The sequence below is a fragment of the Bordetella hinzii LMG 13501 genome (genome assembly GCF_001548475.1).
Taxonomy (GTDB): Bacteria; Pseudomonadota; Gammaproteobacteria; order Burkholderiales; family Burkholderiaceae_B; genus Bordetella; species Bordetella hinzii.
The window spans coordinates 23484-44872 of record NZ_LRUJ01000013.1; the positions used below are offsets into that span (position 1 = coordinate 23484).

General features: G+C 67.8%; 17 protein-coding genes. 6 read left to right on the forward strand and 11 right to left on the reverse strand.

What is annotated here, in order from left to right:
• Positions 1-114: 114 nt before the first annotated feature.
• Positions 115-549: a GNAT family N-acetyltransferase gene (locus AXA74_RS10800; RefSeq protein ID WP_029579268.1), complete on the forward strand. Its 435-nt coding sequence runs from the start codon at positions 115-117 to the stop codon at positions 547-549.
• Here AXA74_RS10800 and AXA74_RS10805 read toward each other — a convergent pair.
• From AXA74_RS10805 to AXA74_RS10835, 7 genes are all read right to left on the reverse strand, one after another.
• On the reverse strand, positions 537-2207 hold the full coding sequence (locus AXA74_RS10805; RefSeq protein WP_032978214.1) for an ABC transporter ATP-binding protein: 1671 nt from the start codon (positions 2205-2207) through the stop codon (positions 537-539). The genes AXA74_RS10800 and AXA74_RS10805 overlap by 13 nt on opposite strands.
• Positions 2204-3658 carry an ABC transporter permease gene (locus AXA74_RS10810; RefSeq protein ID WP_029579266.1) on the reverse strand — a complete coding sequence of 485 codons (1455 nt, stop codon included), beginning with the start codon at positions 3656-3658 and terminating at the stop codon, positions 2204-2206. Before AXA74_RS10810 ends, AXA74_RS10805 begins: the two co-directional genes overlap by 4 nt.
• A gap of 5 nt (positions 3659-3663) precedes the next feature.
• Positions 3664-4641, reverse strand: a complete 978-nt coding sequence (locus AXA74_RS10815) for an ABC transporter permease (RefSeq protein WP_029579265.1) — start codon at positions 4639-4641, stop codon at positions 3664-3666.
• Positions 4638-6884: an ABC transporter substrate-binding protein gene (locus AXA74_RS10820; protein WP_032954765.1), complete on the reverse strand. Its 2247-nt coding sequence runs from the start codon at positions 6882-6884 to the stop codon at positions 4638-4640. Before AXA74_RS10820 ends, AXA74_RS10815 begins: the two co-directional genes overlap by 4 nt.
• A 90-nt stretch (positions 6885-6974) precedes the next feature.
• Complete coding sequence (locus AXA74_RS10825; protein ID WP_048939921.1) at positions 6975-7637, reverse strand: thermonuclease family protein; 663 nt, start codon at positions 7635-7637, stop codon at positions 6975-6977.
• A gap of 25 nt (positions 7638-7662) precedes the next feature.
• Positions 7663-8667 (reverse strand): magnesium and cobalt transport protein CorA, encoded by a 1005-nt coding sequence (locus AXA74_RS10830; RefSeq protein WP_029579262.1) that lies wholly within the window; start codon positions 8665-8667, stop codon positions 7663-7665.
• Positions 8668-8721: 54 nt separating this feature from the next.
• Positions 8722-10797 (reverse strand): ATP-dependent helicase, encoded by a 2076-nt coding sequence (locus AXA74_RS10835; RefSeq protein ID WP_029579261.1) that lies wholly within the window; start codon positions 10795-10797, stop codon positions 8722-8724.
• Between the two features lie 77 nt (positions 10798-10874).
• Between AXA74_RS10835 and AXA74_RS10840 the strand changes: the two genes are divergently transcribed.
• Complete coding sequence (locus tag AXA74_RS10840) at positions 10875-11774, forward strand: DUF72 domain-containing protein (RefSeq protein WP_032979004.1); 900 nt, start codon at positions 10875-10877, stop codon at positions 11772-11774.
• Here AXA74_RS10840 and pdxR read toward each other — a convergent pair.
• Positions 11771-13273, reverse strand: a complete 1503-nt coding sequence (gene pdxR, locus AXA74_RS10845) for a MocR-like pyridoxine biosynthesis transcription factor PdxR (protein WP_370736512.1) — start codon at positions 13271-13273, stop codon at positions 11771-11773. The genes AXA74_RS10840 and pdxR overlap by 4 nt on opposite strands.
• A 141-nt stretch (positions 13274-13414) precedes the next feature.
• On the opposite strand from pdxR, the gene AXA74_RS10850 reads away from it, so the two are divergent.
• The 3 genes from AXA74_RS10850 to AXA74_RS10860 all read left to right on the forward strand — a co-directional run bounded on the left by AXA74_RS10850 (position 13415) and on the right by AXA74_RS10860 (position 17266).
• The gene (locus AXA74_RS10850; protein WP_029579258.1) at positions 13415-14680 is read left to right on the forward strand and encodes a 4-aminobutyrate--2-oxoglutarate transaminase; all 1266 of its coding nucleotides are present in this window, start codon (positions 13415-13417) and stop codon (positions 14678-14680) included.
• A 70-nt stretch (positions 14681-14750) separates the two neighbouring features.
• Positions 14751-16214 (forward strand): NAD-dependent succinate-semialdehyde dehydrogenase, encoded by a 1464-nt coding sequence (locus AXA74_RS10855; protein WP_032979006.1) that lies wholly within the window; start codon positions 14751-14753, stop codon positions 16212-16214.
• A 176-nt stretch (positions 16215-16390) separates the two neighbouring features.
• On the forward strand, positions 16391-17266 hold the full coding sequence (locus tag AXA74_RS10860) for an inositol monophosphatase family protein (protein WP_029579256.1): 876 nt from the start codon (positions 16391-16393) through the stop codon (positions 17264-17266).
• A 1-nt stretch (position 17267) separates the two neighbouring features.
• Here AXA74_RS10860 and AXA74_RS10865 read toward each other — a convergent pair whose 3' ends face one another.
• Genes AXA74_RS10865 through epsC form a run of 3 tightly spaced genes read right to left on the reverse strand, consistent with a single transcriptional unit; the run spans position 17268 to position 20311 of the window.
• Positions 17268-18086 carry an NAD-dependent protein deacetylase gene (locus AXA74_RS10865; RefSeq protein ID WP_029579255.1) on the reverse strand — a complete coding sequence of 273 codons (819 nt, stop codon included), beginning with the start codon at positions 18084-18086 and terminating at the stop codon, positions 17268-17270.
• Positions 18087-18103: 17 nt separating this feature from the next.
• Positions 18104-19318, reverse strand: a complete 1215-nt coding sequence (locus AXA74_RS10870; protein ID WP_029579254.1) for an MFS transporter — start codon at positions 19316-19318, stop codon at positions 18104-18106.
• 48 nt (positions 19319-19366) lie between these two features.
• Positions 19367-20311: a serine O-acetyltransferase EpsC gene (epsC, locus tag AXA74_RS10875; protein WP_029579253.1), complete on the reverse strand. Its 945-nt coding sequence runs from the start codon at positions 20309-20311 to the stop codon at positions 19367-19369.
• Between the two features lie 409 nt (positions 20312-20720).
• On the opposite strand from epsC, the gene AXA74_RS10880 reads away from it, so the two are divergent.
• Entirely contained in the window at positions 20721-21389 is a 669-nt protein-coding gene (locus AXA74_RS10880) for a TetR/AcrR family transcriptional regulator (protein ID WP_029579252.1), read from the forward strand.

Sequence of the window (21389 nt, forward strand, 5' to 3'; positions counted from 1 at the left end):
ACGGGCGCTTTGGCCCCGGAAATCGGGTGAAACAGAGTTGTCGCCCCGGCCGTCCGATGCCGCGGCGGGAATTGGCTATGCTGGGCCGGTCATCGACACGACATATGGCCCGCCATGATGCTGCAAACCCCGCTCGCCCAAGAGTCCGATTTCGATGCGCTGTCCGAGCTGCGGCTGGCGGCCATGCGCGAAAGCCTGCAAGCGCTGGGGCGCTTTGATCCCGAGCGGTCCCGCGAACGGCTGCGTGCCGGCTTCGAGCCGGCGCTCACGCGCCACATCATCGTCGATGGCGAGCGCGCGGGTTTCTACATCCTCGATGACCGCCAGACCGTCTGGCGCCTGACGCATTTCTATCTCAGCCCCGAACACAGCGGACGCGGCATTGGCTCGCGCGTACTGCGCGAGCTCTGCGCCCGGGCGCGCACCCTGGGCGCCAGCATCGAGCTGGGCGCGCTCAAGGGTAGCCGCTCGAATGCCTTCTATCTTGCGCATGGCTTCGAGAAAGTGGGCGAGTCGGAGTGGGACGTGGAATACCGCTACCGCGCCTGATCCTCCTGGCCGAACACCAGCCTGGGCACGGCATCGAGCAGGCGCCGGGTCAAGGCGTGCCTGGGCTGCCGCAGCACCGTGGCGGCATCGTCCAGCTCGACGATACGGCCTTCGGCCATGACAGCGATGCGGTCGGCCAGATATTCCACGACACCGAAGTTGTGGGTGATGAAAAGATAGGCAATGCCCAGCTCCGCCTGCAGCTCACGCAGCAGATCGAGGATCTGCGCCTGCACCGAGACATCGAGCGCCGAGGTGGGCTCGTCGCATATCAGCACCCGGGGCTCGACGGCCAGGGCCCGGGCGATGGCGATGCGCTGCCGCTGCCCGCCCGAGAACTCATGCGGATAGCGCCGCGCCGTGTCCGCCGGCAGGCCGACGCGGCGCAGCAACTCCTCGGCGCGCGCCTGCCGCTGCTCCGGGGTGAGCTCGGGATGCAGGGAGGCCACCCCCTCATCGAGGATGTCCCCGACCCGCATGCGGGGATCCAGCGAGGCATAGGGATCCTGGAACACGATCTGGATGTCGCGCCGCAAGGCCCGCAAGGCGCGGCGGTCGGCGCTCAGCAGATCACGGCCGTCCAACAGGGCCCGGCCGCTGACGCGCGCGCCATCGACCAGGCGCAGCAAGGCCTTGCCGGTGGTGGTCTTGCCGCAGCCGGACTCGCCCAGCAGCGCCAGGGTTTCGCCGGCCCGCAAGGAGAAGCTCACGCCATCGGCGGCCTTGATCCAAGCCGCGGGACGCCGCAGCAAGCCCTTGCGGACCGGGTAGTGCACGCGGAGGTCCTGTACATCCAGCACGACGTCTCCCGCCGCGCGTGCTTGCGCCGGGCCGCCCGGCCGCGCGGCGGCGGCGGCCAGCGGCCGGCCGCGTTTCTCAAAGGTGGGAATGGCCTCGAACAGCTGCCGCGCATAGGGATGCCGGGGCGCGGCGAAGAACGTCCGGGCGTCGGCCGCCTCGACGATCTCGCCGCCGCGCATCAAGGCCACGTGATGCGCGGTCTGGCGCACGATGGCCAGGTCATGCGTGATCAGCAGCACGGCCATGCCCATCTCGCGCTGGATATCCGCCAAGAGCTCCAGCACCTGCGCCTGGACCGTCACGTCCAGCGCCGTGGTGGGCTCGTCGGCGATCAACAGCCGGGGCTCGGCAGCCAAGGCGATGGCGATCATGATGCGCTGTTTCTGGCCGCCGGAGAACTGGAAGGGGTAGTCATCGATACGGCGCTCCGGCTCGGGAATGCCCACGCGCGAAAGCCATTCGATGGCGCGCCGCCGCGCCGCCGCGCCCCGCAGCGCGGTATGCGCCGCCAGGGTCTCGACGATCTGGTCGCCCACCCGCATGACCGGATTCAGGCTGGTGGAGGGCTCCTGGAAGATGATGCCGACCCGGCCGCCTCGGACGCCGCGCATCTGCCGCTCGGTAAGGAGGTTGAGATCCTGGTCTTCGAGATTGACCTGGCCGCCGACGATGCGTCCCGCGTCGGGCAGCAGCCGCAGCAGCGCCAGCGCCGTCATGCTCTTGCCGCTGCCGGACTCGCCCACCAGGGCGAAGGTCTCGCCACGCCCGATGGCGAAGCTCAGGCGCTTGACGACATGCGCCAGACTGTCTGCGGACGCCACGGCCACGTCGAGGTCTTGGACAGTGAGCAGGCTCATTGCGCGCCTCCGGTCGCTTGCTTGAGATGAGGCCGGAAACGCCGGCTGCGCGGATCGAAGGCATCGCGCACGCCGTCGGCGAACAGATTGGCGGCCAGCACCAGGGTCAGCAGGAAGACAAAGGCGGTGAGCAGATTCCACCAGATCATGGGATCGCGCGACATTTCCAGGCGCGCGCCGTCGATCATGGACCCGAAGGAGTTCATGCTGGGATCGACCCCAATCCCCAGGTAGGACAGCACCGCCTCGTAGAGCACCAGCCCGGAAAACTCCAGCACGGCCGTGATGAGCACGATATGCATGACATTGGGCAGCAAGTGGCGCGCCATGATGCGCCAGTGCGATACCCCGAAGGCGCGCGCCGCCTGGATGTACTCCTGCTCGCGCAGCTTGAGCGTTTCGGCGCGCAGCAGCCGGCACAGCGCCGACCAGCCCGTCAGGCCCAGGATCATGCACAGCAGGAAGAGACGCGCGTCGGCGCGCGCCGCCGAGGTGTCGAAATACTCGGCGTGGTTCTCGATATAGACCTGCATCATGAGCGAACAAGCGGCCACCAGCAGGACGCCGGGGATGGAGGTCAGCGTGGTGTAGATATATTGGATGACATCGTCGACCTTGCCCTTGAAATAGCCGGCGGCGATCCCGAAGACAATGGCCGGCGGCAGCATGGCCAGGGTGGTGAGCGTCCCTATCACCAGCGCCGTGCGTATGCTCTTGAGCGCCTGCCAGAGCACGTCATTGCCGGTGCGGTCGGTGCCCAGAACGTGATAACCGGTGGCCAGGCCCGCCAGGGCTCCGCCCACCAGGCACAGGACGGCCAGCGTCAGCAGCATGGCGCGCCAGGGCACCAGGCTGTTGCCACGCAGCAGGTCGGCCACGCTCACCCTGCCCGGGCCCCGGCGGCGGGCGAGAAACACGGCCAGCACGCCGGCCGCCAGCAGCGCCACCGCCAGCCCGGCGGCCAGCCCGCGCGCCAGGCGGGCGCGGATGTCCGGCCGGGTTTCGGCCGCGGGGTCGGCCAGGTGGGCGCCGCCGTGGCGCAGGCGGGGAAAATCGCGGCTGACCGTGCCGTCGTCGGCCACCATGCTCTCCTTGGTGAACTGGTGCGAAGCCAGCGGCGCGGAATAGGTTTTCTCGGGCCTGGCCAGCACGGACGGCGCCATCAGGCTGTCCAGCAGCGAGGTGACGGCCGGCGCATAGGCCGGGGGCGCGTCGGCGGCGGCCGAGGGCGCTGGCGGCAGGCGCAGCTGGAAATGCACGGAATCCAGCAGCCCCACCACGACAAAGCAGGACAGCACCACGGCCGAGCACATGGCCGGCGCGTCGGCTGCCACGCGGCGCCAGGTTGCGCGCAAGGCGGGGCTGCGCCGCACGCGCCACACATAGGCCAAGACGGCCAGGACCATCAGGAAAAGGGCGATGTCCGTCCAGAGGAAGATGAATCGGGGCATGGCGGTCACTCGAAACGCACGCGGGGATCGGCCAGCGTATAGGAGATGTCGGCGAGGATGAGGCCCAGGATGTAGAGCACGGACCCCAGGAACACCATGGCGCGCACGATGGAGAAGTCCTGCGCATTGATGGCATCGATGGTGTAGCTGCCCAGGCCCGGAATGCCGAAGAAGGATTCGGCGATCAGGCTGCCCATGAAGAGCAGCGGAATGGCCGAGACCGTGCTCGTGAGGATGGGCAGCAGGGCGTTGCGCAACACATGCCGGAACAGCACCAGCGTCTCGCTCAGGCCCTTGGCGCGGGCGGTGCGCACATAGTCCTTGCCGATCTCCTCGAGGAAGATGCTGCGGTAGAACCTGGCCTCGGGCCCCAGCCGCGAGATGACGGCCACCAGCACCGGCAGCGCCAGGAACTTGATGCTGCCCAGCCCATCCGCGTAGCCCGAATAAGGCACCAGCTGCCACAGCTTGGCGAACAGCCACTGCCCCGCGATGATGTAGAACAGGCTGGAGATCGACAGCAGTATCACGCAGACGACCACGCCCCAGAAGTCCAGCCGGGTCGCCCGGAAGAACACCAGCGTGAGCGAAAAGACGATGCTGGCGAACAGCCCGAGGAAGAAGGATGGCAAGGCCAGGGCCAGGCTGGGCCACATGCGTGTCTTGATTTCGCGGCCGATGTCGCGGCCGGCATCGGAAGCGCCGAAGTCCATGGCCAGCAAGGGAACGGAACGCTGGTAGAACACCGTGTCGGTGTAGCGTTCAAGCCCGGATTGCGCGGAGTTCAGAAAGAGCGGCTTGTCGTAGCCCCGGTCGGCCTTCCATTTGTCGATGGCGTCCTGGCTGGTGCGCTGCCCGCCGATGGCCAGCCGCGCCATGTCGTCGGGCGTATTGACCGCGAAGAACAGGATGAAGGTAAAGAGATTGACGCCTATGAGGATCAACACCCCATACAGCAGCCGGCGCAGCACATAGCTTGTCATGATTGTCGCTCCCGGGCGCCAAACGCGGTCTGGCGCTCGCGCCGTTTCAGCGTGATATAGGAAGGAATGATGGCCAGCAGGATAAGCAGCAGCACGAGGCCCAGCGGCCACCAGCGAGGTCGGTTCCATTGGTCGGTCTTCTGTACGCGCAGCGCGGGGTCGACCTTCATGTACTGCAAGGTGTTGCGCACCATCTGGGTGGGTTTGGCGTTGCCCACCCACTGCTGGTAGGCGCCGCCTGACATCGGGAAGTAGCCGAACATCCAGACCGCGTCGCGCCTGACCACGTCGACCATGCGGGCGATGATGGCTTCTTTCTCGGGGCCGTCATCGAGGAACTTCATTTGCTCGAAGAGGCGGTCGTACTCGGGGTTTTCGTAGTTGGCCGCGTTCTCGCCGCCGCTCTTGGCCTTGGCATTGGGCCCGTAGAGCAGGAACAGGAAGTTCTCGGCGTCGGGATAGTCGGCGTTCCAGCCCCAGAAGAAGAGCTGGGCCGTGCCGCGTCGCATCTTGTCCTGGAAGCGGTTGTAGTCGGTCGAGCGCACATCCATCTGGATGCCGATCTTGGCCAGCTGCCGCCGCATCCAGTCGAACTGCGGGCTGGCGCCCGCGCCGGTCATGGCGTCGTAGTAGAGCACCAGCGGCGCGCCGGTCTGGGCATTGCGCCCGCCCGGGTAGCCGGCCTGGGCCAGCAGGTCGCGCGCCACGTCGAGCGGCTTGCGCACGGGCTTGCCGTCGACCAGCCGGTAGACCACGGGGTTGTAGCCCTCGGGCAGGGGCTGGTAGCCCAGCACCCCGGGCGGCACCGGCCCATAGGCGGCGGCGGCCTGGCCGTTCTCGAAGATATTGATGTACTCCTCCCAGTCAAAGGCGATACTGATGGCCTGGCGCAGCTTGCGGTTGCGCTCGGCCTGCTCCGGCGTATCGCCCTTGCCCACGACGGGATCCAGCCAGTTGAAGCCCATATACCAGTTGGAGGTCTCGACCGTGGTCGGCAGGCGGATGCCGCGCTCGCGGTAGAGCGCGGCCTTTTCCTGGGAGTCGCCCGCGGCCACCAGCATGGACACGCCATACTCGCCGCGCTCGACCTGGGGAATGTCGTAATACCCCTGGAGAAACTTGCCGCTCAGGGGCAAGGCTTCTTTTTCGACGCTGAACACCACGCGGTCGATGAAGGGCGTGGGCTTGCCGCAATCGGCCAGCAGGCCGGCCTGCCTGTCGCCCGGCTCGCCCTCGCAGGGGTAGGGTTCGCCGTGATAATTGGGATTGCGGGCCAGCACGTGGCGCCAATTGGGGCGCGACTCGACCAGCATATAGGGGCCGGTGCCCACCGGCCAGGTGTTGAGCGACAGGTCATGCTCGGCCATGCCCGGCTGGCTGTAGAAGCGGTCGGCCTCCCAGGGAATGGGCGCGGTGAAGGTCATCGCCAGCCAGTACTTGAACTGGGGATACTTGCCCTTGACGCGGATGCGCAGCGTGTGGCGGTCCAGGGCCTGCACGCCGTCAAAACCCTCGGGCTCGCGCAGGTCCAGCCAGGGCAGGTCGCGCGTGCCGGCGGGCAGGCCCTGCCGCTGCGCGCGGTCCCGCTCGCGCAGGCGCTCGCCGTATTGCTGCATGCCCACGACATACTCGGCCATCAGCGAATAGATGGGCGAGACCACGCGCGGGCTGGCCAGGCGGCGGAAGGCGTAGACGTAGTCGTCGGCGGTCAGTTCGCGGCTGCCGGTCAGGGGAAAGTCGGGCAGGTAGAACTTGTCGTCCAGCTCGCCCGGGGCCAGCGGATAGTAGGCGTAGCCGCCATCGGGCTTGCGGGCGAAGGCCGGATGCGGCTGGTAGCGTATGCCCGGGCGCAGCTTGATGTCATAGACGCTTTCGGCGATACGTTCGCCGGGCGTGTCGTCCGGCAAGGGCCGGCCTTGGGCATCGAGGTAGACCGGATGGGAGATCTCGCTGGCCGCGCGCGGGATGAGCTCGTAGGGCCGCTTGAGGTAGTGATACCCATAGAGCGGCTCATAGATGTTGTAGGTATACGGCGTCTCGTCGGTGGAATAGGAGCTTGCCGGATCGAGGTACTTGGGAGAACGCTTGACGAAGGCCGTGTAGAGGGCGTTTTCTTCGAGGGCGCCGGAAAGATAGGGACTGTTGATCGGGCTTTCGCGCGAACAGCCGGCCAATGCGGCCATCATCGTAAGGGCGGCCAGGCCGCAGCGCAGCAGCCGCCCTGATATGCGATGCAGTTTCATCAAGACTTTTCCCCGTATGGTGCGCCAGAAGAATAGCAAAGCCCTCACACTTGTCATACGGAAACCTGCCCTCTTTTTTCCGGCATTTCGCTACTGGCAACGCCGTTCTTTCCAGCAGTCATAACGCCATTTCCAGGGCTCGACGGCGCCCGGCTGGGCCCATAGCCCGAGGCCGGCCTGCCGGGCCCGGCGCTGCAGCTCGGGCAAGGATTTATCACGAAGGTAATCGCCTCGCCGGGCCGTATAGGCCCAGGCATAGCCGGCGGCGACCTGCTCGCGGTTGGCCGACCGGCCATCGGGCAGGATGAGCGCGCACAGATCCCGCCCGTACTGGTCTTTTTCGTAGCACTGGGCGGTCAGGTCCTTGCCGGCGACAAGCCCGGCCAGATGCTGGCGCGAGGCTTCGGCATAGGGCTGGCCCGGCTGGTCCCGCCCATGGCCGGCCTCGGGGGCATCGATGCTGTCCAGGCGGATGCGCCGCTGCCCGTCGGCGACGCGCAGCGTGACCGTATCGCCGTCGGCCACGTTGACGATCGTGCCCTGCAGCCGGTAGCTGGCCTGCGGCAGGCCGGCCGCCGCGCCGGCGGGGGCCGTAGTCGGCGCGGTCGGCGCGGTCGGCGCGGTCGGCGCGGTCGGCGCGGGCTCGCGATGCCACCAGGCCAGCACCGCCCCGACGGCCAGGGCGGCGGCCAGGCTGGCCACGCGCCGTCCCAGCCGGCGCGAGGCGCTGTTGGAGAAAACAGGATTGGGCAAGACAACCTCGCAGGTTGAGGCCGGCTCAGAGCCAGCCGGACTTCCGGAAACGCCAATACAACACGGCGCAGATCGCGGCGATCACGCTCAAGGTGATGGGATAGCCCCAGTGGGTCTTGAGTTCCGGCATGTATTCGAAATTCATGCCGTAGATGCCGGCCACGGCGGTGGGCACCGCCAGGATGGCGGCCCAGGAGGCCAGCTTGCGGGTGGTGTCGTTCTGCTGGCCCTGGCCGATCATGAGGCTGGCTTCGAAGGCGAAGGCCAGGGCCTCGCGCAGGGCGTTGATGAGTTCATCGACGCGGACCACGCGGTCGGCCACCTCGGCGAAATACGGCCGGGCATGCTCGTCGACGGCCGACATTTCGACCCGCGCCAGGCGCCGGCAAATCTCGGCCATGGGCGCGATCGCATTGTGGATGCGCAGCAGGTCGCGGCGCTGGCGGTACAGCTTGCGGATATCGGAGTCCTTGGCGCCGCGGATGAGCAGTTTTTGCTCGGCGTGCTCGACCACGCTTTCGAGCTGGCCGGCCGCCGCCACATAGCGGTCCACCAGCAGATCGAGCAGCTCGGAGGCGACATAGTCGCTGCCGCGCTTGAGCAGTTCGGGCGCGGCCTCCAGGCGCTCGCGCAGCGTGCTGTGGGTGGACAGCGCGCCGCGGCGCACCGTGACCAGGAAGCCCTCGCCGATCAGATACTGGGTTTCGCCAAAGACGGGCCGGCCGCCCTCGACCTCCACCGTGATGGCCACGATGAGCACCATGTTGCCGTAGTCGATGATCTTGGGCCGGCGGTGGGCCTCCAGCATTTCTTCACGGTTCTTGTCGCAGGCGCCCAGCGCGTCGACGACCTGGGCGATGCACTCGGGGCTCGGGTTGCGCAAACCTATCCATAGCATGCCCTTCTGGCCGCCGACGTAGTCGCCCACCTCGGCGATGGGCACTTCGCGCGCGCGCCGGCCGTCCACATAGGCCACCGACGCCACGACCTGGTTGACTGGCGGCTCGGCCGCCGCGGAATCCTGAGCCATGATCTCCCCCCTTGGACCGACGGCCGGCAATGGCCAGCCATCGGGCATGATAGCTCAGGAGAATAGCTTGCGTAGCCGCTGGCCGACGTCGATCACCGGGGCGCCCGCGGCGCCTTGCAAGCCCTCGCCGCGCCCGAAAGGCAGCGCCGGAGGCTTGGGCAGATGCTCGAACAGCGGCATCATGCTGTCGGGCAGGAAGCGCGTGCGCGCGGCGTACACATGGCGGTCGCCCATGCCGCTTTGCTGGTGCACATAAAAACGCTGGGGCACGATAACCTGCAGGCGCTCGCGGGCGCGCGTCATGGCCACGTAGAGCAGGCGCCGCTCTTCTTCGATTTCTTCGCCGCTGTCGGTCGCCATGTCGGAGGGGATGCAGCCGTCCACGGCATTGAGGATGTATACCGCCTTCCATTCCTGGCCCTTGGCCGAATGGATCGTCGACAGAATCATATAGTCCTCGTCCAGCAGCGGCTTGCCGGACTCGTCGCTGGTGGCCGAGGGCGGATCCAGCGTCAGTTCGGTCAGGAAGCGCTCGCGCGTGGGATAACCCGCCGCCAGCCGGGCCAGCTGTTCGAGGTCGGCGCGGCGCACGCGCGCATCGTCATACAGGTGCTCCAGCAGCGGCGCGTACCAGGCCAGGGCGAGGTCGATGTCCGCCGGCCAGCTCGCCTGCCGCCCGCGCAGCGCCGCGAAGACGGCCACCAGCCCCTCCCATTGCGGACCGGCGCCCGGCTTGAAGGCCGCCAGGCAGGCCAGGGGATCGGCGGCCTCGGCCAGGGCGTCCATGAGCTTGCCGGCCGTGGCCGGCCCGACGCCGGGCAGCAGCTGGGCCACACGGAAACCCGCCATGCGCGAGCGCGGATTCTCGGCCCAGCGCAGCAGCGACAGCAGGTCCTTGACGTGCGCGGCCTCCAGAAAGCGCAGGCCGCCGAACTTCACGAAGGGGATATTGCGGCGCGTCAGTTCCAGTTCGAGCGCGGCGCTGTGGCTGGCGGCGCGAAACAGCGCGGCCTGCGCGGTCAGGCGCATGCCCTCCTCGCGCCGGGCCAGGACCTGGTCGGCCACCCAGCGCGCCTGGCCGGCCTCGTCGCTCACATTGACCAGCTCGGGTTTCTGCGCGCTGGCACGGTCGGTCCACAAGGCCTTGGCGTAGCGCTCCGGCGCCTCGGCGATCACGGCGTTGGAGGCGTCCAGTATGGGCTGCGTGCTGCGGTAATTGCGCTCCAGCGCAATGACATGGGCGCCGAATTGGCGCGGAAAATCCAGGATGTTGCGCACGGTCGCGGCGCGGAAGGCATAGATGGACTGGGCGTCATCGCCCACGACGGTCAGGCCGCGCCCGTCGGGCTTCATGGACAGCAGGATGCCGGCCTGCAGGCGGTTGGTGTCCTGGTATTCGTCGACCAGCACATGGTCAAAGCGCGACGACACATCGCGCGCGATGCCCGGGTCGGCCATCATTTCGGCCCAATACAGCAGCAGATCGTCGTAGTCCAGGATCTGCTGCGCCTGTTTGGCCTGCATATAGGCCTGGAACAAGCGCTTGAGCTCGTGCTCCCATTGAGCGCACCAGGGAAAGGCGCGCGCCAGCACATCGCCCAGGGCATCCTGGCTGTTGATCACGCGCGAATAGATGGACAGGCAGGTGCCCTTGAGCGGGAAGCGGTTCTGCGTGGCCGTCAGGCCCAGCTCGTGGCGCAGCATGCCCATGAGGTCTTCGGCGTCGCTGCGGTCATGGACCGTGAAGGCTTCGGACAGGCCGATGCGCTTGGCGCAGTCGCGCAGCAAGCGCGCGCCGATGCTGTGGAAGGTGCCCGCCCAGGGCAAGGAGGGCGCGGCGCCGTCCAGCTTCATGACCCGGCGCAGCACGCTCGCCACCCGGCGGTCCATCTCCTGGGCCGCGCGGCGCGAAAACGTCAGCAACAGCAGGCGCTGGGGATCGGCGCCATGCCGGATCAGATGCGCCACGCGATGCGCCAGGGTGCTGGTCTTGCCCGACCCCGCCCCGGCGATCACCAGGAGGGCGGACGCGGGCGCCGCGCCGGGCGCCACGCCATAGGTGGCGGCCTCGCGTTGCTGGGGGTTGAGTTCGTCCAGCGGATCGCTGGCCTCGGCGGTCGGTTTCGTCATGGCAATACACTGTATATTTATACAGAATATACCGCGTTCCGACCGCGCGCCCCGGCGCGCGTCTTCCCCCTCTCTGTATGCGCCTATTGATCGGCACTGCCTCCTGGACCGACCCCACCTTGCTGGCCTGCGGACGTTTCTATCCGCCCGAGGCCAGCGATGCGGCCGCCCGCCTGCGCTTCTACGCCGCCCGCTTTCCGGTGGTCGAGGCGGATTCGCCCTACTACGGCCTGCCCGCGCCCGAAACCACCCATGCCTGGGCGCAGCGCACACCCGGCGGCTTTGTCTTCGATATCAAGGCCTTCCGGCTTTTCACGGGGCACCAGACACCCTTGCGCGCCCTGCCCGCCGACCTGCTGCGCGATCTCGGCTGGCAGGCCGAAGATCCCCGCCCCTGTTTCGACAACCAGCTGCCGGCCGCCTGGCGCGACGAACTCTGGCGGCGTTTCCTGCTGGCCCTGGAGCCGCTGCGCGCGGCCGGCAAGCTGGGTCTGGTGCATTGCCAGTTCCCGCCCTGGGTGCGCAATGACGCGCGGGGCGCGGCCCGGCTGGACGAATGCGCCCGCCGCCTCGAAGACCTCGACGCCTCGGTGGAGTTTCGCCACGAAAGCTGGCTGCGCGATGCGCCCGCCGCGTCCGCCACCTTGGCCCGGCTGCGCGAGCGCGCCCTGGTGCATACCGTGGTCGATGCGCCGCAGGGCTTTTCCAACACCGTGCCGGCGGTCTGGCAGACCACCCGCGAAGACCTGGCGCTGGTGCGCCTGCACGGGCGCAACCGCCAGGCCTGGAACCACCGCGGCCACGCCTCCTCGTCGCGTTTCCAGTATGAATACAACGAAGCGGAACTGGCCGAGCTGGCGCGGCGCATCCAGCAGCTGCCGGCGCGGCAGACGCATGTGATCCTGAACACCAACTGCGAGGACCAGGGCGTGCGCAACGCCCAGGGCCTGCTGCGCGCGGTGGCGCCGCGCGCCTAGGCGCGGCTGCCGCGGCGGGCCACTTCGTTCAGGCTGTCGAGCAGGATTTCGAACTTGCGCGCGATCTGGCTTTCCGGGACGCAGGCATAGCCCAGCAGGAGACCGTGGCGGGCCGGCTCGGGGCCGGCGTAATAACGCGAAAGCGGGCGGGTGAGCACCCCGCGGGCCCGCGCGACATCGACCACCGCGTTGTCGTCGAGATCCTCGGGCAGGTTGAGGATGAGATGCAGCCCCGCTTCGCTGGAATCCCGGTGCAGCCATTGCGGGCCCAGCCGCCGCTCGATGAGATTGACCAGGATGGCGCGGCGCTTGCTGTAGAGCATGCGCATGCGGCGGATGTGGGCGGCGTAATGGCCCTCGGAAATAAAGGCCGCCAGGGCCGCGTGCGTCATCAGGTGGCCCTCGCGGTAAAGCTCGGCATGCCCGGCCTGGAAGGCGGCCGCGAGGTGCTTCGGCAGCACCAGATAGCCCACGCGCAGGCCCGGATAGAGCGTCTTGCTGAACGTGCCCAGGTAGATGACGGGCGCATCGGGCTCCAGCCCCTGCAGCGAGGAGATGGGCCGCCCCGAAAAGCGGAATTCGCTGTCGTAGTCGTCTTCGATGATCCAGCTGCCCCAGCGCCGCGCCAGGGCCAGCAGCTGGCGCCGCCGCGCCAGCGACATCACCGTGCCCAGCGGATACTGGTGCGAAGGCGTTACGAAAATGAACCGCGGCGGCGTGCTGACGGCTTCGGCCGCGGCCGGCAGCAGCATGCCCTCCTCGTCGACCGGCTGAGGCAGGATCCTCACGCCGTTGGCGCTGAGCACCGTGCGCGCGCCCCAATAGCCCGGGTTCTCGATCCAGGCGATGTCGCCGCTTGCGCCCAGCATGCGGGTGGCCAGGTCGATGGCCTGGTGCGAGCCTTCGGTGATGATGATCTGCTCGGGGTCGCAATCGACCGAACGGGTCAGGCCCAGGTGCTCGGCCAGGACCTCGCGCAGGGCCGGCAGCCCGCCGCCATAGGAGTAGGTCAGCAGCTCGGGCGCAGGCTTGCGCCACAGGGCGCTGAAAATGCGCCCGAACTTGCGGTGCGGGAACTCGGTGACATCGGGCACGCCGGGCATGAAGGCGCCCCATTGGTAGGGCGAGGCCGAGACCTGGTCCACGATGCGGGCGCCGCGCTCGGACAGCACGGGGCCGGCAGGCCCGCTGCCCTGGTGGCGCCGCGAGCGCCCGGTGGCCAGGTAGGCATCGGGCACACTTGCCGTTACAAAAGTCCCGTTGCCCTGCCGGCTGCGGGTATAGCCCTCGGCCTGCAACTGGGCGTATACATGAACAACGGTATTGCGGGCGATCCCCAGCTCGGCCGCCAGGTCCCGCGTGGCCGGCAGGCGGGTGTCGCCCGGCAGCGTGCCGTCCAGGATGGCCTCCCGGATCGCGCGGTACAAACGCTGATTCATGGGACCGTCGGAAGCGTCACCCAAGCGCAGCAGCAGCAAGTCACCGACGATGGACCTCAATTGGTTCTACCTGATTTGCAAAAGTGGTTCCTACGAATGGGGCCATCTTAGCATTAAAGTATCAAGGTGACGCCGCCGGCCATGACCGGCAGGCCAGTCTTTCGCCGCGCAGCGGCTGCCTATTGCCAATTTGAGGCTTTGATGAAAAACCGTGATTTGAATACCCGTCGCGCCCTGGCCACTCCCCGTGGCGTGGGTGTCATGTGTGACTTCTATGCCGTGCGCGCCGAAAACGCCACGCTGTGGGATGCCGAAGGCAAGGAATACATCGACTTCGCCGGCGGCATCGCCGTGCTGAACACCGGCCACCGCCACCCCAAGGTCATGGCCGCCGTGGCCGCGCAGCTGGAAAACTTCACCCACACCGCCTACCAGATCGTGCCCTACGAGGGCTATGTGGCCCTGGCCGAGCGCATCAACAGCCTGGCTCCGATCAGCGGCCTGAAGAAGAGCGCCTTCTTCACGACCGGCGTCGAAGCCGTCGAGAACGCCGTCAAGATCGCGCGCGCGGCCACCGGCCGCTCGGGCGTGATCGCCTTCTCGGGGTCCTTCCATGGCCGCACCCAGCTGGGCATGGCGCTGACCGGCAAGGTCGCCCCCTACAAGCTGGCTTTCGGCGCCATGCCGGCCGATATCTACCACGTCCCCTTCCCCAACAGCACGCAGGACATCTCGGTGGCTGACTCGCTCAAGTCGCTGGACCTGCTGTTCAAGGTCGACATCGATCCGAAGCGCGTGGCCGCCATCATCCTCGAACCGGTGCAAGGCGAAGGCGGCTTCAACGTCACCCCGCCCGAACTGATGGTCGCCCTGCGCAAGATCTGCGACGAACACGGCATCCTGCTGATCGCCGACGAAGTCCAGACCGGCTTTGCCCGTACCGGCAAGCTGTTCGCCATGGAGCACCATTCGGTGCAGGCCGACATCATTACCATGGCCAAGAGCCTGGGCGGCGGCATGCCGATCTCCGGCGTGGTGGGCCGCGCCGAAGTCATGGACGGTCCGGCCCCCGGCGGCCTGGGCGGCACCTATGCGGGCAACCCGCTGGCCGTGGCCGCTTCGCTGGCCGTGCTGGACGTGATCGCCGAAGAAAAGCTGTGCGAGCGTTCCGCGGCCCTGGGCAAGCGCCTGATGGACCGCCTGAACAGCCTGCGCGACAAGGTGCCGGCTATTGCCGACGTGCGCGGCCTGGGCTCCATGGTCGCCCTGGAACTGAACGACCCCGCCACCGGCAAGCCGGACGCCGAGGCCGTCAAGCGCGTGCAGCAAAAGGCCATCGAGAAGGGCCTGCTGCTGCTGAGCTGCGGCGTGTATGGCAACGTGCTGCGCTTCCTGTATCCGCTGACCATTCCGGATGCCCAGTTCGACCGCGCGCTGGATATCCTGACCGAAGCCCTGACCGCCTGAACCCTGGCTGCCTGACCCACGCGCGGGATGGAACTCCATCCCGCGCGTGTCCATTCAGAAGGAAATATTCATGTCCTTGACCAAGACCCTGAGCCGTCCCGACCTGTTGCGCGACGCCTGCTTCATCGATGGCAAGTGGGTGGCCGCCTCCGGGGCCAGCATTCCCGTCGATAACCCCGCCACCGGCAAGAACATCGTCTCCGTGCCCAAGCTGGGCCGCAAGGAAGCCGAAGCCGCCATCGCCAGCGCCGAGAAGGCGCTGCCGGCATGGGCGGCCAAGACCGGCAAGGAGCGCGGCGCCATTCTGCTGAAGTGGGCCAACCTCATGATGCAGCACCAGCAGGACCTGGCGACCATCATGACCTCCGAGCAAGGCAAGCCCCTGCCCGAAGCCGCCGGCGAAATCGCCTATGCCGCCTCCTTCCTGGAGTGGTTCGGCGAGGAGGCCAAGCGCGTGGACGGCGATGTGCTGCAAAGCCCCAAGGCCGGCCAGCGCATCATGGTCCTGAAGCAGCCCATCGGCGTGACCGCCGCGATCACGCCCTGGAACTTCCCGGCCGCGATGATCACCCGCAAGGTCGGCCCGGCCCTGGCCGCCGGCTGCCCCATGGTGGTCAAGCCCGCCCAGCAGACCCCGCTGACCGCCCTGGCCCTGGCCGTGCTGGCCGAAGAGGCCGGCGTGCCGGCTGGCGTGTTCCATGTGATCACCGGCAGCTCGCGCGAGATCGGCGCGGCCCTGTGCGAAAGCGATGTCGTGCGCAAGCTCAGCTTCACGGGTTCGACCGAAGTGGGCCGCACCCTGATGGAACAATGCGCCCCGACCATCAAGAAGCTGTCGCTCGAGCTGGGCGGCAACGCGCCCTTCATCGTCTTTGACGATGCCGACCTGGACCGCGCCGTCGACGGCATCCTGGCCTCGAAGTACCGCAATGCCGGCCAGACCTGCGTCTGCGCCAATCGCATCTACATCCAGGCCGGCGTCTACGAAGAAGTCGCCAAGCGCCTGATCGCCAAGGTCCAGGCCATGAAGGTCGGCGACGGTTTCGAGCAAGGCGTGACCCAGGGTCCGCTGATCGACGATGCGGCCGTGGCCAAGGTCAAGGAGCACATCGAGGACGCCGTGGGCAAGGGCGCCAAGGTCGTGGCAGGCGGCAAGACGCACGCCCTGGGCGGCAATTTCTTCGAGCCGACCGTGGTGCGCGACGTGACGCAATCCATGCTGTTCGCCTCGGAAGAGACCTTCGGCCCGGTGGCACCGCTGTTCAAGTTCGAGACCGAAGAAGAAGTCATCAAGAACGCCAATGACACCATCTTCGGCCTGGCCGCCTATTTCTTCACGCGCGACTACGCCCGTATCTGGCGTGTCTCCGAAGCGCTGGAGTACGGCATCGTCGGCATCAACACCGGCCTGATCTCCAACGAAGTCGGCCCCTTCGGCGGCGTCAAGCAATCCGGCCTGGGCCGCGAAGGCTCCAAGTACGGCATCGAGGATTACCTCGAACTGAAGTATCTCTGCGTGGACCTGGGCGCCTGACCGCCCTGCCTGTCGACGATACGGCCGGCGCCCCCTCCCGGGGCGCCGGTTTTTTTTCGCTCGGCCACCACCCGCGGGCGAGCACCGTCCGGAGGATGCAGCATTCGGGCATTTTTCATCCCGGCGCGCGGTGGTCATGCTAGATTGTTGGGCCTCATGCATCCGTCCCTAACGTTATGAGCCGCACGCTGACCCGCGACGACCTGCGTCGCATCATGGCCATCCTGGCCGAGGCCGCCCAGGTGGAGATCTTGCCGCGCTTTCGCAACCTGCCCGTGCAGGCCGTGCGCGGCAAGAGTTCGCCGCGCGATCTCGTCACCGACGCCGACGAGGGCGCCGAGCGGATGATCAGCGCGCGCCTGGCCAAGCTCTTCCCCGGCGCGGTGCTGATCGGCGAAGAAGCCACCACGCGCAACCCCGCGCTGCTGAACATGCTGGTCGACGCCGACCTGGCCTTTCTCATCGACCCCATCGACGGCACGCGCAACTACGTCGCCGGCCTGCCGCTGTTCGGCATGATGGTCGCGGCCTGCCACAAGGGCGATGTCATGGCTGGCATCATCTACGACCCGATCAACCGCGACGCCGCCATGGCCTTGCGCGGCGAAGGCGCCTGGTTCGAGCACGAAAACGGCAGCCAGGAAATCATGAAAGTGGCCCAGCCCGTGCCGCCCGAGGATATGGATGGTTTCATCGCCACCGGATCGCTGCCCGAGCCGCTGCGCCACAAGGTCAATGGCAATGTGGCGCAGCTGGCCAGCATGGCCTATCTGCGCTGCGCCGCGCACGAATACCGCATGGCCGCCTCGGGCCACGTGCACCTGCTGTTCTACAACAAGCTCATGCCCTGGGACCATGCGGCCGGCTGGCTGCTGCATCGCGAGGCGGGCGGTTATTCGGCCCATTTCGACGGCAGCCCCTACAAGCCCACGCACCGCAGCGGCGGCCTGCTCTATGCGCCGGACGCGGGCAGCTGGCACGCCGCGCATCGCCTGCTGTTCGGCAGCGACGAGCCGCTGCTCGACCATCCGCCCCCCCCGGCGGCGGCGTGAGCTAGAGCGCGGCCAGCACCTGGTCGCAAGGCTGGCTGATCTTGAGCACCAGCAGATCGTCGGCCCGGGTGCGGCCCAGATTGATGGCGGCCACGGGCTTGCCCTCGCGGGCCGCGGCCTGCACATAGCGGAAGCCGGAATGCACCATCAAGGATGAACCCACGACCAGCACCGCGTCGGCGCGCGCCAGCCCCGCATACGCGCGCTCGGTGCGCGCGCTGGGCACCAGTTCGCCGAAGAACACCACGTCGGGCTTGACGATACCGCCGCAGCGCGGACAGGCCGGCACCTCGAACAGGCTGAAATCCACGCCCTCCAGGTCGGCATCGCCGTCGGGCGCGTCATCGGCGTCCAGGAAGACCCAGGCGGGATTCATGGCTTCGAGCTGGTCCTGCCAGGCCTTGCGCGGCCCGCGCCAATCGCAGCGCGTGCACAGCACTTCATCCAGCCGGCCATGCAGGTCGATGACCGCGCGGCTGCCGGCCGCCTCGTGCAGGCCGTCCACGTTCTGCGTGACCAGCAGTTCGATGCGGCCTTCGTGTTCCAGCCGCGCCAGCGCCAGATGCGCCGCGTTGGGCCGCACCTGGCCGAAGCGGCGCCAGCCTATCATGCCGCGCGCCCAGTAGCGCGCGCGGGCCAGGCCGGTGCCCATGAAGGTTTGGAAGTCGATGGGAGGCTTGCGCTTCCATTGGCCCTCGCCGTCGCGGTAGTCGGGAATGCCCGAGGGGGTGCTGCAGCCCGCGCCGGTCAGGACAAACAGGCGATGGTGGCAGTCGATGAAAGCCCGCAAGGCATCGATCTGCCCCGGCAGGACGTCCATGCGCGCCGGCCCCGCTGTCATGCCGCCGCCGCGGCCGGCGCGCGCCGGGGCTCGCGCACCGGCAGGTGCACGGCGGCCGAGATCAGGCCGATGGCGATGGACAGCAGCCAGACCGCGTCATAGGCGCCAGTGACTTCGAACAGCACGCCGCCCAGCCACACGCCCAGGAAACTCCCGACCTGGTGGCCCAGGAACACCACGCCGAACAGGGTGGACAGCGACTTCAGGCCGAAGAGCTGCGCCACCAGGCCGGTGGTCACCGGCGCCGTGCCCAGCCACAGAAAGCCCATCGCGCAAGCGAACACCAGGGTCGAGGCGACGCTGACCGGCACCAGGAAGTAGACCGTGATGACGGCGGTTCGGACCAGGTAGAGGCTGGCCAGCACGTATTTCTTGGGGCGCCGCTCGCCCATCCAGCCGAAGAAGAAGGTGCCGGCGATGTTGAACAGTCCCACCAGCCCCAGCGCCAGGGCGGCCGTGTTGCCGCCTATGCCATGGTCCGACAGATAGGCGGGCAAGTGCGTGGCGATGAAGGCCAGGTGAAAGCCGCAGGCCATGAAGCCGACCCACAACAGCCAGAGATCGCGATTGCGCAGGCTGGCGCCGATGCCGGCCGAGGCCTGCGGTTCGGCCGCGGCCACGCCGCGCGGCGGCTCGCGCAGCGCATAGGCCAGCGGCGCCGTCAGCGCCAGCAGCACGGCACAGACCACCAGGGCGCCCTGCCAGCCGAAAGCCCCGATCAGGTACATGCCCAGGGGCAGCATGATGAACTGGCCCAGCGCCCCCATGGCCGAGACCGCGCCCAGGGCCGAAGAGCGGCGCGCGGCCGGCACCTTGCGCCCGACGACCCCATTGACCGTCCAGGCGGTGCCGGCCAGGCCCAGGCCGATCAGCACGCCGGCCGACAGCGCCAGGCTCAGGCGCCCGTCTGACAGGGTGGTCAGCAAGAGGCCGGCCACGTAGAACACGGCGCCGGCCACGATCACGCGGGCCGTGCCGAAGCGGTCGGCCAGGTAGCCGGAGAACGGCTGCGCCAGTCCCCAGACAATGTTCTGCAAGGCGATCGCGAACGAAAAGGTCTCGCGCGTCAACCCGAAGGATTGGACGATGGGCAATTGATACAGGCCGATGCTGTGCCGCTGACCCAGCGTCAGGCCCAGCACGATGCCCGCGGCGATCACCACGGGCCAGATGGACGGCGAACGGGCGCCGGACTGCGATACCGCGGACATCGATGTCTCCAGGATGGCCGGACGCGGTCCGGCGCCTCGTTATTGGCGTCAGCCGCCCAGCCCGCAATTGGGCATGTCATTGACCAGGCTGGCCTGGGTCACGTTGCTGTTGGGCGGGACGCTGCGCGTGAGCCAGACATTGCCGCCTATGGTCGAGCCCTTGCCGATGGTGATGCGCCCGAGAATGGTCGCGCCGGCGTAGATGACCACGTCGTCCTCGATGATGGGGTGGCGCGGCAAGCCTTTCTTGAGCTCGCCGTTCTCGCCCGGCGGAAAGCGCTTGGCGCCCAGCGTCACCATCTGGTAAAGACGCACCCGGTCGCCGATGATGGCGGTCTCGCCGATCACCACGCCCGTGCCGTGGTCGATGAAAAAACTGCGGCCGATGGTGGCGCCCGGATGGATGTCGATGCCCGTGTCGGCATGGGCGATTTCGGCCACGATCCGCGCCAGCATGGGCGCGCCCAGGCGATAGAGCACATTGGCCAGTCGATGATGAATCATCGCGGTCACGCCCGGATAGCACAGCAGCACTTCATCGACGCTGCGCGCGGCCGGGTCGCCCTGGTAGGCGGCCGTGACATCCAGGTCCAGCGCCTCGCGCACCGCGGGCAGGGCCGCGCCGAAGGCGCGCACGATCTCGACGGCGCGCTCCAGGGTCTCATCGTGGGGACGCGGATCATCGCGCCCCAGGTGCTCCAGCTCCAGGCAGACCTGCTGCAGCAGCGCATCGAGCGCCGCGCCTATGGTGTGCCCGACATAGAAGTCCTCGACCTCCTCGCGCAGATCCAGCGGCCCCAGGCGCATCGGGAACAGGGCTCCACAGAGCTGCTTGACGATTTCCTGCAGGCTTTCCTGCGAAGGAAACTCGCGCCCGCCCGAGCTGGCGTCGCGCAAGCGCCCGCGCGGGCCGCGCCAGGCCATCCGCACCGCCCTCAGTCCCGAGACGATGCCATCCAGATTCCAGTGCGCTTGCGCCAGATCCTTGCTCATGACCGGGCACCCCGGTGCAGTTCGATTCGAGAAAAAACCATGCTCAACCTCAGAATGGGCGCATGCCGGCGCAGGCGCCCTTATGTCATTTTCGGGTAACAGGGGTCACTGTAACCGCTGACTGCCGGCTGTCGCAGGGCGGCTGACATGGCGGCGGGGTTTTGGCCCCCCGGGCCTGTGACGCCCTTGCAACACTGCAGCGCAGCATATCCGCTGGGTGCCGGACCTGCCCAGCGCCCGCCGCTGGGCGACGCGGCGCAGGCAGGCGGCCGTCCGGCCCGATGGCGCGCCGCAGCACGGAGATTTCCCGGCCTTTCGGGACAAACCCTGATCCCCGTCCCAAGGGCTCGCCCTCCGGGCCGCAAGTCCGTATATTGGATTCAAACAAACGTTTGAATCAGGAGGCGCCATGCAAGAAACCCGCAGCACCCGGGACATCATCCTGGAGAGCGCCGAACGCCTGTTTGCCCAACAGGGCTATGACGGCACGTCCATGCGCCAGATCACCAGCGCCGCCGGCGTCAATCTGGCCGCCGTCAACTACCACTTCGGCAGCAAGGAGGCCCTGGTGCAGGCGGTGCTCAAGCGCCGGCTGGAAATCGTCAACCGCGAGCGCCTGCGGCTGCTGGACGCGCTGCAGGCCCAGGCCGGCGGCAAACCCCTGAAACCCTCGCAGATCGTCGACGCCTTCTTCGGCACCCTGCTGCGGCTGGCTGCCAGCCCCGACCACGACGGCAAGACATTTTTGCCGCTGCTCGAACGCACCATGACCGACCCGGCCGGTTTCATACGCACCCTGTTCGCCGACGAGTACGCGGATGTGATCGAACGCTACAAGAACGCCTTGTTCGACGCCCTGCCCGATGTGCCGCGCGCCGAAATCATGTGGCGCTTTCAATTCATGCTGGGCGCGACCTCCTACGCCATCATCGGCACGGACACGCTGCGCATCGTGACGGGCTGGACGCTGGACGAACGCGATCAGCCCGACAACCCCGAACTGCTGCTGCCGCGCCTGATGAGCTTTCTGCTCGGCGGTCTGCGCGCGCCGCTGCCGGCCACCATGGCCGCTGCCTGA